A 13,605-nucleotide genomic window follows, 5' to 3' on the forward strand; every position below is an offset into this window, starting at 1 on the left:
ATTAGTCGGCTTTTTTATTTATTTAACTGTTTACTTCGTAACTGACCACATGCAGCATCAATATCTGTTCCTTGTTCTAAGCGAACCCCACAATTAATTCCTTTTGCTTTTAAAATCTCCTCAAACTTCTGAATGTTTTCATTCGAGCTTCTTTCATATTGAATATGCTCACTTACAGGATTATACGGGATTAAATTCACATAGGATAGATGACGCTTATTACGTAATAATGCTGCAAGTTCATATGCATGTTCAGGTTGATCATTCACATCGTTTAACATAATATATTCAAACGTAATGCGGCGATTTAATTTTTCTAAATAATAGTCGATTGCTTTCATTAATTTTTCAATTGGAAACGCACGATTTATTTTCATAATGCTCGTTCGTAGTTCATCATTCGGTGCATGCAAGGAAATAGCTAAATTCACTTGAATACCGAGGTCTGCATATTCGTAAATTTTATGTGCTAATCCACTTGTAGAAACGGTAATATGGCGAGCACCAATCGAAAGCCCTTTTTGATCATTCACGATAGAAAGGAAATTAACTAAGTTATCGAAGTTATCAAATGGTTCTCCAATCCCCATGACAACGATATGACTGACACGCTCGTCTTTTCCTCGTTTATCTAGTAATTTTTGAACATTTACGATTTGCTCCACGATTTCACCTGCAACTAAATCACGGCTTTTTGATAAAATACCACTAGCACAAAATGTACAACCAATATTACAACCAACTTGTGTCGTGACACAAACCGAATAACCGTAATAATGTTTCATTAACACGGTTTCAATTAAGTTACCATCTTTTAATTTAAATAAAAATTTAATTGTACCATCTGCAGACTCTTGTACTAATTCTTCTTCCATAGAATGAATCACAAAATGGTCTTCTAATAATTGTCTACATTCCTTATTTACGTTTCCCATTTCTGAGAATGCTTCAATCCGTTTTTTATATAACCAGTCCCACACTTGGGCGCCTCTAAATTTCTTTTCTCCGTGTTCCACTAACCAGTCTGTCAACTCTTCAAAAGTGAGACTATAAATTGATTTCTTCATGATTACCCTCTTTTTCGTATCTTATTCTTTCCTATCATAGCACAATTCAAATGAAGATGAAATGAAGGAAATTGGAAATATGAGATGTAACCGTTCGCTTTTACCATTAAAGTACATACTGCTCGTGGGGCTTGATTCCATCATGTTTCATTCCTTCGTCGTTGCTATAATACCTCCTCATAAAAAGCACGGAACAAATCATGCCGTATGAATGCCGCTTCGTTCCATGCAATGTGTTATTCTGTTGTTTATTCTACTTCGTCCATCCATGATTCATCCAACGTATAATTTGGCTCGATTAATAATTCCACCCGCCTATTTTGTGCTCGATTTTCTTCAGACGTATTCGGAACAATTGGTTGGTGTTCTCCATATCCACGTGCACTAAAGTATTTCGGATCCATTTCCGTTTCTTCTAACAATAAATACATAAACTGAATCGCGCGCATTGAACTCAGTTCCCAATTCGAAGCAAATTGCTCATTATGCATTGGCCGATCGTCTGCATGCCCATTAATGACGATTTCATGTGGAGGCTCCGTGTCTAAAATAGGGGAGATTTCCTTAGCAATCTTTTTCCCACTAGATTTCACCTGTGCACTACCAGAGTCAAAAGTAATATCTGTTCGAATAGTAATGTACAAACCTTCTGCCGTTAATTTCGTCCCAATTACATCTATTAAATCATTGTCTTTAATATAAGCATCCATATGTTGTTGTATATCTCGTAAATACTCATATTCTGCTTTTTGCTCAGATGTATTCGCATCCTCTTCCCGTGCTACTTCTTTTTCCTCTTTCGATTCCTTTTCTGAAATGATAGAAGTATTATGATCTACGATTCCTTCTCCACTCGTAAATTCCGATTCAAAAAAAGAGGCTAATTGTTTAAACTTTTTTGCATCTACCTCGCTCATCGCAAATAGAACAATGAATAATGCAAGAAGCAATGTTAACATATCGGCATACGGGAGGAGCCACGATTCATCCATTTTTTCTTCTCGTTTATCCTTCCGTTTCCACTTCACTCTCTTTCACCTTGCTTTCTAAATATTGTTCTAAAGCAATTGTTTCTTTCGTTGATAAAAACGAACTTAATTTATCTTTAATCACAGCAGGTGATTCTCCAGCAGTAATCGCAAGAATCCCCTCGACCATCATTTCTTTCATTAATACTTCGTGCTTTGATTTTTCACGAAGTTTATTGGCAAAAGGGTGCCATAATACATACCCTGTAAAAATACCGAATAATGTCGCGATAAATGCGGCTGAAATTGCTGCCCCAAGTACATCCATATTATCCATATTACCTAACGCTGCGATCAATCCAACAACCGCACCTAATACCCCTAATGTGGGGGCATATGTTCCTGCTTGTGTAAAAACAGCCGCACCTTCTTCGTGCCGTCTTTCCATCGCAACAATTTTCCCCATTAAAACCGCTTCAATAAAGTCAGGTGTCTGACCATCTGTAGCCATTTGTATACCTGACTGTAAAAAAGGGTCATCAATCTGTTCTACTTCTTTTTCTAAAGACAAAATACCTTCTCGTCTTGTCACTTCTGCCCAATTTGTAAATGTTACTATTAATTCCTTTTCATCATATTTTTGCTGATCTACAAATAAAATTTTAAACAAACTCGGTATGTTTGTAATAACACGAGTTGGAAATGCTATAAGTACAGCTGCAATCGTCCCAAAAATAATAATTAAAAATGCAGCTGGATTTAATAAAGCTTCAAAGGAAATTCCCTTTAAAATCATTCCGACCCCGATCGCAATAACTCCTAATATGACACCTATGACGGATGTTTTATCCATTCCATTACCTCCCACTTCCACTAAAAAAGGCTCCATTATTTATATCGTCTTCTATGAAAAAACATGAAGTACCTTTTTACTATTCTTCACGAAAAATGAGGAATAAGGTAAGATAGATATACATCTAAAAAGAAATGAGGCTATGTATGAGTACAATTGCAAAGAAACAACAACATGTTGGACAAGCAGACAATGCTACTGTCTACTCTATCTTATTTTTAATTAGTCTTTGTCATTTATTGAATGATTCGTTACAGGCTGTTATTCCAGCAATGTTTCCTATTTTGGAAAAATCATTAGGTCTCACATTCACACAACTTGGACTCATTGCCTTTACCTTAAATATGGTCGCTTCTGTGATGCAACCGATAATAGGAATGTATACAGACAAAAACCCGCTACCTTATGCACTTCCTATCGGCTTAACGAGTAGTATGCTCGGTATGTTAGGACTGGCACTCGCACCAAACTTCCTTACGATCCTTATTAGTGTTATTTTTATTGGAATTGGTTCTGCAACGTTTCACCCGGAAGGTTCCAGAGTAGCTTATTTAGCAGCGGGACCACGGAGAGGGCTTGCACAAGGTATTTTCCAAGTAGGAGGAAATGCCGGGCAAGCATTAGCGCCATTAATTACAGCATTAATCCTTGTTCCTTTAGGCCAATTCGGATCCATTTGGTTTACCTTTATTGCAGCGATGGCAGTGATTATTTTATATTATGTCGCAACATGGTATAAGAAACAGTTATCCAAAATAGCGGAACGTAAAGCGACAACTAGCACCATCGAAAAAAAGGCACCAAAAAAAGCACTGCGCAACGCCATTATCGTATTAATTTTTATTGTGTTTGCTCGCTCCTGGTACCATAATGCAATGGCGAACTTTTACATATTTTTTGCAATGGATCGTTATCACTTATCGATTGCAAAAGGGCAATTATATATTTTTACTTTTTTATTTATGGGAGCAATTGGGACCTTTTTAGGTGGACCTTTATCAGATCGATTCGGAAAGAAAACGGTCATCCTGCTTTCTTTTTTAATTCCAGCACCACTCGCCTTGCTCATACCAGTTGTCAACCATGTCATCGCTATTATTTTTCTAGCGATTATCGGCCTTGCACTCATGTCGAGCTTTTCCGTTGCCGTCGTCTATGCGCAAGAGCTTGTTCCTGGTAAAGTAGGTACGATGTCTGGACTAATCGTCGGATTAGCTTTTGGTATGGGAGCGATTGGTTCTATCGTGTTCGGTTCAACGATCGATTCCATTGGTTTACAACCGACGATGTGGATTGTTGCCACCTTGCCTATTTTAGGTATTTTTGCCTTCTTATTACCAAATGATGCAAAAATACGTGCATGGTACAGGTCATAGTATTCAGAACATTCCCTTTATTTGTTTTGTCCATTATTTAAGTAATATTTTCTAGTTTTTTTACTAGTTATTTGGTACGCTTAATATTAGATTAAGTAAAAGTGCGAGACATCGATAGTGGGGGTATTATGATATGAAAAATTTAGTTATTTTAGGTGGAGGCTATGGAGGTTTAAAAGTTTTAACTGGCTTAATAAATGCCAACTTGCCTGACGACGTTCAAATTGTACTTGTCGACAAAAATCCGTACCATTCGTATAAAACGGAATTCCATACGATTGTTGCAGGAACTGCTGCAGATACAGATGTACGGACAGCATATCCAACAAACGATCGTGTTCACTATGAATTTGGAACGGTTCGAAAAATCAATTTAGACACAAACGAAATTTATTTTAGTGATAAGAGTAAAGTATTAACTTATGACTATCTTGTCTTATCATTAGGTTGTGAAGATGCGTATCACGGTATTGAAGGAGCAGAGAAATATACAGAAAGTCTACAAAGTTTCTCTCGTGCTAGAAAAGCAGGGGCTGCCGTTGGAAACTTAAAAGCATATGGAAAAGTTTCCATCGTTGGAGCTGGACTAAGTGGAATTGAAGTTGCGGCAGAAATTCGTGAGAGTCGCCCAGATTTAAATATTCGTTTATTAGACCGTGGCGGATCTGTTTTAAAAGCATTTGATCCAAAGATTCAAGCATATGTTGCAGATTGGTTTGTAAAAAATGATGTCGAAGTACTTCACCATTCCGTTGTAGAATACGTGGAAAAAGATGGGGTATGTAATAACGGTATTTGTTATGTGAACGATGTAACGGTTTGGACTGCCGGAGTACAACCTCACGCTATTGTTCGTGCATTGCCTTTTGAAAAAGATCGTTTTAATAAAGTGGTGACGAACGAATTTTATCAAGTACCAAACAACGAACATATTTATGTCATTGGGGATAATGTTTCCTCGACTTACTCTCCAAGTGGACAACTTGCGGGATTACAAGGTGAACAAGTTGCTACCATTTTAACAGATGTCGTCAATGGACGTACACCGAAGAAGCCGAAGGAAATTAAACTTCGTGGAACATTAGGTTCTTTAGGAAAATCAGATGGATTTGGCAGCATGTTCCAACAATCATTAACAGGACTTGTGCCACGCTTAACAAAATCAGGAATTTTATGGTTACAAAAGCGCCACTAATAAATGGACGGGATTTCAGTATATACTTGGAATCCCGTTTTATTATTGCAAAATACGTTGTCTACATCATCATTTGAATTAAATATGGCGTAATAATCGAAACAAATATAGCACTTAAAATCATAGCAATGGTACTAATGGAACCTTCTAATGGTCCGTTTTCTAATGCTTTAGATGTTCCAATGGCATGTGATGCGGAACCATACCCAACACCACGACCAATCATCTCCTTTAAACCGAACCATTTAAAGACATATGTTCCAAACATAGCACCAGCAATCCCTGCGACCATCACAAATACCGCTGATAGTGTATCAATGCCACCCAATGATTCACTTATATCCATCGCAACCGGTGTCGTCACAGACTTTGGTGTAATGGAAAAAACTAATTCTTCCTCAAATCGAACGAGCTTTGCCATCCACACACCTGAAACAATTCCTACTACTGCCCCAATGAACGTACCAACTACTATAGGGAAAGCTAATTCTTTTAACACATCCCTATTTTGATATAGTGGATAGGCAAGTGCCACTACTGCAGGACCTAAAAGACGATGGATCCACTCTCCACCAATCATATATGTATCATAGGATATATTCGTCGCAATTAAAAAAATAACGATGATAAATGTCGATACAGCTACCGGTAATAGAAGTGGTGTATACACCCGTTTATAAAGCCATCTTGAAAACAAATAGGCAAGGACCGTTCCAATAATAGCGGTAATCGCAATTATTATATCATTCATGACTTTCCACTCCCTTTTTCGCCAATCTTTCACTTACAAAGCCTGATATCCCCATTACTAAAATCGAGCTGATGATCGTAATAACGAGTAATAGCACTCCTTTTCCAGCAAATAATTTATAATAGTTTAGGATACCAACCGTTGCTGGAATAAAAAATAACGCTAAATGGGTCACCATGACACTCGCACCAGCTGAGATCCAATTCACTTTTACAATACCACCTATTAAACATAGAAACATTAATACAAGTCCAATAACACTCCCTGGAATGAATAATCCGAGAGATTGTTGGATAAATACCCCAATGTAATAAAAACAAAATAATAGAGCAATTTGTGATATGATTTTTAGCAACTTCATTTTTCTACCCCGCCATTCTCTCTTTAATTCTTTCAAATCTACTATGTACCTCAACATAATAAGCTTTCTATATCCCCACGGCTATTTGAACATTTCATCCTTTTGCATCATGTAAAAAGGAATCCATTTGAACAAATGATTTACATAATATAATCATAATTTATCATGTTTTTTGAATATTTGCACAGAAAAAGTGAATGACCAATGTTCATTCACGTTATTATTTCCTTAAAAAAACTAGCATGTAGAAAAGAGGACTTCCCACTTTTCTACATGCTAGCGTTATTTATATCTTGTAATATTACACCATTACTTTACAAATATCATTGGAAAACTCAACCGGGTCTTCAATTGGTAACCCTTCGATGAGTGTTGCTTGGCTAAATAAAAGGTTCGTATATAATGCGAATTTTTCCTCGTCTGATTCAAAGGATTGTTTTAACGCTGTGAAAACATCATGATCCATATTAATTTCTAATACTTTATTCGCTTTTACTCCTTGCCCATCTGGCATTTGTTGCATCACTTTCTCCATTTCAATCGATACTTCCCCTTCTGTTGAGAAGCAAACTGGATGAGAACGAAGACGAGTAGAAGCTTTCACATTAACGACTTTTCCATTTAAAATTTCCTTCATTTTTTCGAAAAGTTGTTTATGGTCTGCTGCTTCTTTTTCTGCCTCTTGTTTTTCTTCTTCTGTTTCTAAATCTAGATCCCCGTCAGATACGTTTTTAAATTCTTTTTCATCGTAGTTCATTAACATACGAATAGCAAATTCATCCACGTCTTCTGTGAAGTATAAAATTTCATAACCTTTATCACGTACAACCTCTGTCTGTGGCATTTTATGAATTCGGTCAATCGATTCACCTGTCGCATAGAAAATCGTCGTTTGGTCTTCTTTCATACGATCCACATATTCTTTTAAACTAACTAATTTTTCCTCAGTCGATGAGTAAAATAGTAATAAATCTTTTAACACATCTTTGTTTTGACCGAAGTCTGCATATACACCATATTTTAATTGACGACCAAACACATCGTAGAACTGTTCATATTTTTCACGGTCATTTTTTAACATTCGTTCCAATGCTTGTTTAATTTTACGGGTAATATTTTTCTCAATCGCTTTTAATTGACGATCATGTTGTAACATTTCCCTGGAAATATTTAGCGATAAATCGCTTGAATCAACCATTCCTTTTACAAAACTAAAGTAATCTGGTAAAAGATCGGCACATTTATTCATAATAAGTACACCATTTGCATACAGCTCTAACCCTTTTTCATATTCAGGAGAGTAGAAGTCAAATGGCATCGTAGAAGGAATATAAAGAATCGCATCATAACGAATATTTCCATCGACAGACGTATGAATATGTGTCAATGGTTCATCAAATCCGTAACGTTTTTCTTGATAGAAGTTTCGATAATCTTCATCTGTTAATTCGCTTTTGTTTTTACGCCAAATTGGGACCATACTATTAATCGTTTCTTCTTCTGTATATTCAACAAATTCTTCTTCATTCTCTTCTTTTGGTTCACTTTTTGTAATATCCATTTTGATCGGGTAACGAATAAAGTCAGAATATGTCTTAATAATATCGCGTAAACGGAATTCTTCTAAAAACTCACTATACGTTTCTTCTTCTGTATCTTCTTTTAAATGTAAAGTGATTTCTGTTCCAACAAGGTCTTTTTCTGATGGTTCAATGGTATACCCGTCTGCACCTTCAGATTCCCATTTATAAGCTTCCTCAGAACCAAATGCTTTACTTACAACGGTTACTTTATCTGCTACGATAAATGCCGCATAAAATCCGACCCCGAACTGTCCAATAATATCAAAGTCTTCCTCGATCTCGTTTTCATCTTTAAATGCTAAGGAGCCACTTTTTGCAATCGTTCCTAAGTTCTCCTCTAATTCTTCTTTCGTCATCCCGATTCCTGTATCTGTAATCGTTAACGTATTTGCTTCTTTATTCGGTGTGATTTTTATAAAATAATCATCACGATTAAATGTTAATGTATCGTCTGTTAAAGTTTTGTAATACACTTTATCGATTGCATCGCTCGCATTCGATATTAATTCACGTAAAAAAACTTCTTTTTGTGAATAAATCGCATTGATCATTAAATCCAGTAATCTTTTCGATTCTGCTTGGAATTGTTTTTTCTCCATAAATAGTACCTCCTAATTGATTCTTCCACTTATTATTGTAAAATGAAACGGTAAAAATTCAACTAACATGTACGGGTTTTAGAGTGGAAAAAAATTTGTTTACTAAATCTTTTTCGCAACGCTCCTTTGCTTGTCCAAATACACATCGTTCACCCCGTATTATATGGAAGCTAGCAGGGGAAATATAGAAAGATAAATCAAAGTATCAATAAACAATATTTCCTGGGAAATAATGGTATTTAATGGAGTACTTACTTTTTAAGTGTCTATCACATCCACCCTTGTCACATTATCTTCATAGTTTGTTCATGACTATGTTGAGATTTTCGGCATATCGTGTGCTATGTTAGAAGAGTAGGACTTTTCTAAACAAATTTTATGCAAATTACGGCATAACATGCTTAAATAGAAGGTGATAGCAGATTATAAGTATAAAGGAGAGAAAAAATGATTAAAAGGCAGATTTTTTTCGTTGTTATTGCTAGCCTTTTATTAATATTGACGGCTTGTGGAGATAAGTTGCCAATTGAGACAAATATGTCTGAGGAAGTAGCAGATTTCTCTTTTACCAATCAATATAACGAAAGTTTTAGCTTAGATGATTTAGAAGGAACGTGGTGGATTGCAGACTTTGTCTTTACAAATTGTACAACGGTTTGCTTACCAATGACGAGTAATATGGCAAAATTACAAACACGTATTGCAGATGAGAATTTTCCTGTACAACTCGTTTCTTTCAGTGTAGATCCAGATTATGATACACCAGAAGTGTTAGAAACATATGGAAACGAATATGGTAGTGATTTTGAAACATGGACATTTTTAACTGGGTATGATTTCGATACGATCAAACAATTATCCATCAAATCATTCCGTGCATTATTAAAAGAACCGAAAACAAGTTCAGATGAAGTAATGCATGATACAAGGTTTTTCTTAGTCGACCCTGAAGGAAATATCGTAAAAGGGTATGATGGAGTAAAAACGGACAGTTTGGATGATATTATGGAAGATCTTGCATCTTTAAATAAAGAAAATTTATTACAATAAGGAGCTATTTACATGAAAAAGCGATTATTACTTTTATTCCTTTTACCTGCAGTACTTTTATTTGCATGTAGTAACGAGAATGAGCATGCAAACCATAATAGTGAAGAGTTAGCAGATTTAGATGTGCAATTTATTCTTCCAGAGACTGTAGAAGCAGGGGAGACGGTGGAATTTCTAGCAGAAGTAACATATGGGGGAGAAGCGGAAGAAAAAGCTGAAGTGAAGTTTGAAGTATGGGAAAGTGGCGACGAAGAAAATAGTGTCACGTTTGAAGCTACAAACAACGAGGACGGCACCTATACCGCTGACTATACATTCGAAGAGGCTGGAACGTATGAAATGTATGCTCATACGGATGCAAACCATTTACATACAATGCCCAAAAAAGAAGTAACAGTAGAATAATTTACATGTGACCTGTAACGGTACGGTTTATCTTATAAATGATAATCCGTACCGTTTTTCGTGATGGCATTTTGTTACTTGTACAATGGAATGAATTAAAAAAACATAACATAGAGTAAAATAATTACACGCCTGATGCTTTCATATTTTTCACAAATAAATCGTGCCATATAAAACCAAATAGTACCATCTCTCTTTATTGTTCGATATAATATAAATCGCATATGATTTATCCACATTATAATAGGAGTGATTTTTTGAGTAGTGACAGAGAAAAATTATGGACAAAAACGTTTATTATTACATCATTTGTGAACTTTCTTCTTATGTTATCCATGTTTTTGCTGATCATCATTATGGCAGGATATGCGATTGATACATATAACGCTAGTACAAGTGTAGCAGGTTTCGTTTCAAGTATTTTTATTTTCGGTGCGTTAATCGGACGACTATATGCTGGAAATAAAATGAACGAACTAGGAACAAAGCGAATTTTAATCGTTGGGATTATAATCTTTTTAATTTTAAGTATCTTTTACTTCTTTAATATAAATATTTATTTATTATTAATCGTACGTGTTGTGCAAGGAATTGGTATCGGGCTTGCTACAACTGCAACAGGGACCATCGTTTCCCAAATAATTCCTCCTACAAGAACTGGAGAAGGGATCGGTTATTTCAGTAGTAGTGTCGTATTAGCACAAGCAATAGGTCCACTTATTGGTATTTTACTTATTCAGTATTTTTCATACACGTATGTATTTATCTTTTCATTAACTATTGGAATTATTTGTTTCGTTTTTGCCTTTATTATTCAGGAACCAACGATGGAAGTCGAAGAAACAGAAACAGAAAAAAGAACATTTAAACTTGCAAATTACTTGGAACGTTCTTCCATTCCCATTGCTTCTGTCATGTTAGTGATCGGTATTGCGTATTCAAGTATATTATCGTTCATTTCGACTTATGCAGAAACTATTCATCTCGTTCAAGCTGGCACATTTTATTTTGTCGTTTACGCAATAGTCGTGCTGTTAACAAGACCTATTTCTGGTAAAGTGCTCGATAAATTTGGCGGAAATGCCGTTATTTATCCGACAATCATTATTTTTGCTATCGGTATGTTTTTTATTAGTAAAGCAACATCTACATCTGTCTTTTTATTTGCAGCAGCATTAATTGGTCTTGGGTATGGAAACTTCCAATCTAGTACACAAGCGATTGTGGTCCAACGAGCACCAATTGAACGCATGGGATTAGCTAATGCAACTTATTATATTTTTTACGACTTCTCACTTGGCTTAGGTCCTTTATTTTTAGGATCACTTATCCCACTTGTCGGGTATAGGGATATGTATTTTTACCTAATATTTTTCATCCTTTTCGGACTACTTTTATACTATGTTGTCCACGGTAGATTAGAGAAAAGGTCTTATATTTAAAAATTTTTCTGTTAATTTTCATCTAACATATATCAAAAAGGCATAACTCTTATACCTTTTTGATATATAGCGATTTTATCCTTTTATAATCAAATTTTATTGTTATTATATTAATAGAGGTGATCAAACTGTCTATTTTTATATCAACATTTCAAACAGTTCCTTTGTTAATTTTTTATGCAGTGATTATTTTTATCGTCGTATTATACTTAAAGGATAAATTGCAACATCAGCATTCTATTTTAAAAACACATCCAATTTTAGGGCGTTTACGTTATGTGTTCGAAATGATCGGACCGGAAATGCGACAATATTGGTTCTTAAATGATAAAGAAGGGAAACCTGTAGATCGTGACACAGCTGAGACAATTGCAAAAGCTGGTAAATATGCAAACACAGTTGTCGGATTTGGCTCCAAAAAGGATTTCTCTTTAACTAGCTTTTATTTAACAAACTCTATGTTCCCGTTAAATACGAATGAATTAAGTGTAGACAACGATAAGTTAATCAAAACATATACGTATAAAATTTTAAATGAATCATTAACTAGCCGAAAAGAAAAGCGTATACCAACGGAAGTGAAACCTTGGTACTTAAAAGGAGACAACATCCAAGTAATTGGAAAAAATAGACGCCATCCATTTAAAGTAAAAGGGCTTATCGGCGTATCGGCAATGAGCTATGGTGCTTTATCCAAAAGTGCTGTAAAAGCATTAACACAAGGTGTCGCAATCAGTGGTGGTAGTTTCATGAACTCTGGAGAAGGTGGATTATCTCCATACCATTTATCACGTATTTATGAAGTGAATCCAGACCCTCCTGAAGAGCCATTAGTGGACCATTTAAGTGAAAGGGTGGTGCAATATGTAACAGATAATCCGAACTGTTCAAACTTTGAATTAGAAGAACATTTTGGTAAGTCTGTCATGCACCATGCAGATCTTTTAGTCGAACAAAAAGTATTATTTCAAAAAACAGCAGATGTCATCTTCCAAATCAGTTCAGGCCTTTTCGGGGCAAGAAAAGATGGCAAATATTGTGAAGAGACATTTTTAAGTAATGCATTACGTCCAGAGGTAAAAGCAATTGAATTAAAATTAGCGCAAGGTGCAAAAGTTCGAGGTGGAAAATTACCAAAAGAAAAAATCACACCTGAAATTGCTAGAATTCGTGGCATTGATATGGGGAAAGACGTAGAAAGTCCAAACCGTTTTCCATTATTTAATGATATGGAAGGCTTGTTCCATTGGCTTACACATTGGCAAGAGATTACAGGCAAGCCGGTAGGGATTAAAGTCGTAGCAGGGGATGAAAATTCCTTTGAAGAATTAGCAAAATATATGAAAGAAACAGGAAAACACCCTGATTTCATCGCAATAGATGGTGCAGAAGGTGGTACTGGTGCAACGTATCAGGAGATGGCAGATGGGCTAGGTTTACCAATTTTCTCTGGTGTCCATATTTTACACAACACATTATTACGTCACGGTGTACGTGACAATGTGAAAATCTTCGCATCTGGTATGCTTGCAACAGCAGATAAAATGGCGATTGCCCTTTCCTTAGGTGCAGACTTTATTTACGTTGCTCGTGCAGCAATGAATACCGTTGGTTGTATTAATGCCGCGAAATGTCATACCAACTTATGTCCTGTTGGTATTACGTCCCATTTACCACATTTAGAAAAAGGACTTGTTGTAGAAGAGAAACGCTTCCGTACAGCGAACTACTTACGTACGATGCGCGAAGGATTATTCATGTTAGGTGCTTCATGTGGGATTGATTCACCAACAAAATTCTCACACCAACATATTGCACTTCGTGAATCGAATAATAACGTAAGAAAAATGCAATCTTTCTATGTTGAGAAACCAGCAACAGATGTCACAACATTAAATAATTCCAAAGAAAAGAAAGAAAAGGAAATTGTTAGTTAACTAGAAAAGCTTGAGACG

Annotated in this window: 12 protein-coding genes; 6 read left to right on the top strand and 6 right to left on the bottom strand. The window is 35.7% G+C overall.

What is annotated here, in order from left to right; all coding sequences use genetic code 11:
• Nucleotides 1-14: 14 nt before the first annotated feature.
• The 3 genes from rlmN to motA form a co-directional block, all read right to left on the bottom strand.
• Nucleotides 15-1,070 carry a 23S rRNA (adenine(2503)-C(2))-methyltransferase RlmN gene (gene rlmN / locus WKT09_RS12955; protein WP_340416442.1) on the bottom strand — a complete coding sequence of 352 codons (1,056 nt, stop codon included), beginning with the start codon at nucleotides 1,068-1,070 and terminating at the stop codon, nucleotides 15-17.
• A 245-nt stretch (nucleotides 1,071-1,315) separates the two neighbouring features.
• On the bottom strand, nucleotides 1,316-2,095 hold the full coding sequence (motB, locus tag WKT09_RS12960; RefSeq protein WP_340416431.1) for a flagellar motor protein MotB: 780 nt from the start codon (nucleotides 2,093-2,095) through the stop codon (nucleotides 1,316-1,318).
• Nucleotides 2,073-2,888, bottom strand: a complete 816-nt coding sequence (gene motA / locus WKT09_RS12965) for a flagellar motor stator protein MotA (RefSeq protein WP_340416432.1) — start codon at nucleotides 2,886-2,888, stop codon at nucleotides 2,073-2,075. Before motA ends, motB begins: the two co-directional genes overlap by 23 nt.
• Before the next feature lie 146 nt (nucleotides 2,889-3,034).
• Between motA and WKT09_RS12970 the strand changes: the two genes are divergently transcribed.
• Both WKT09_RS12970 and WKT09_RS12975 read left to right on the top strand, forming a co-directional pair.
• Entirely contained in the window at nucleotides 3,035-4,264 is a 1,230-nt protein-coding gene (locus tag WKT09_RS12970; RefSeq protein WP_340416433.1) for an MFS transporter, read from the top strand.
• 133 nt (nucleotides 4,265-4,397) lie between these two features.
• Entirely contained in the window at nucleotides 4,398-5,459 is a 1,062-nt protein-coding gene (locus WKT09_RS12975; protein ID WP_340416434.1) for an NAD(P)/FAD-dependent oxidoreductase, read from the top strand.
• A gap of 61 nt (nucleotides 5,460-5,520) precedes the next feature.
• On the opposite strand, the gene WKT09_RS12980 is transcribed toward WKT09_RS12975, so the two are convergent.
• From WKT09_RS12980 to htpG, 3 genes are all read right to left on the bottom strand, one after another.
• On the bottom strand, nucleotides 5,521-6,210 hold the full coding sequence (locus tag WKT09_RS12980) for an LrgB family protein (protein ID WP_340416435.1): 690 nt from the start codon (nucleotides 6,208-6,210) through the stop codon (nucleotides 5,521-5,523).
• Entirely contained in the window at nucleotides 6,203-6,571 is a 369-nt protein-coding gene (locus tag WKT09_RS12985) for a CidA/LrgA family protein (RefSeq protein WP_340416436.1), read from the bottom strand. The genes WKT09_RS12980 and WKT09_RS12985 overlap by 8 nt, the downstream gene beginning before the upstream one ends.
• A gap of 301 nt (nucleotides 6,572-6,872) precedes the next feature.
• Complete coding sequence (gene htpG, locus WKT09_RS12990; protein ID WP_340416437.1) at nucleotides 6,873-8,753, bottom strand: molecular chaperone HtpG; 1,881 nt, start codon at nucleotides 8,751-8,753, stop codon at nucleotides 6,873-6,875.
• A 447-nt stretch (nucleotides 8,754-9,200) separates the two neighbouring features.
• On the opposite strand from htpG, the gene WKT09_RS12995 reads away from it, so the two are divergent.
• The 4 genes from WKT09_RS12995 (at nucleotide 9,201) to WKT09_RS13010 (ending at nucleotide 13,587) form a co-directional block, all read left to right on the top strand.
• On the top strand, nucleotides 9,201-9,803 hold the full coding sequence (locus WKT09_RS12995; protein ID WP_340416438.1) for an SCO family protein: 603 nt from the start codon (nucleotides 9,201-9,203) through the stop codon (nucleotides 9,801-9,803).
• 12 nt (nucleotides 9,804-9,815) lie between these two features.
• The gene (locus WKT09_RS13000; RefSeq protein WP_340416439.1) at nucleotides 9,816-10,208 is read left to right on the top strand and encodes a FixH family protein; all 393 of its coding nucleotides are present in this window, start codon (nucleotides 9,816-9,818) and stop codon (nucleotides 10,206-10,208) included.
• 257 nt (nucleotides 10,209-10,465) lie between these two features.
• Nucleotides 10,466-11,650, top strand: a complete 1,185-nt coding sequence (locus WKT09_RS13005; RefSeq protein ID WP_340416440.1) for an MFS transporter — start codon at nucleotides 10,466-10,468, stop codon at nucleotides 11,648-11,650.
• A gap of 164 nt (nucleotides 11,651-11,814) precedes the next feature.
• Nucleotides 11,815-13,587, top strand: coding sequence for an FMN-binding glutamate synthase family protein (locus WKT09_RS13010; protein ID WP_340416441.1), 1,773 nt, complete (start codon nucleotides 11,815-11,817; stop codon nucleotides 13,585-13,587).
• Nucleotides 13,588-13,605 lie beyond the last annotated feature (18 nt).

The organism is Pseudogracilibacillus sp. ICA-222130 (assembly GCF_037892545.1).
Lineage (GTDB): Bacteria > Bacillota > Bacilli > Bacillales > Amphibacillaceae > Pseudogracilibacillus.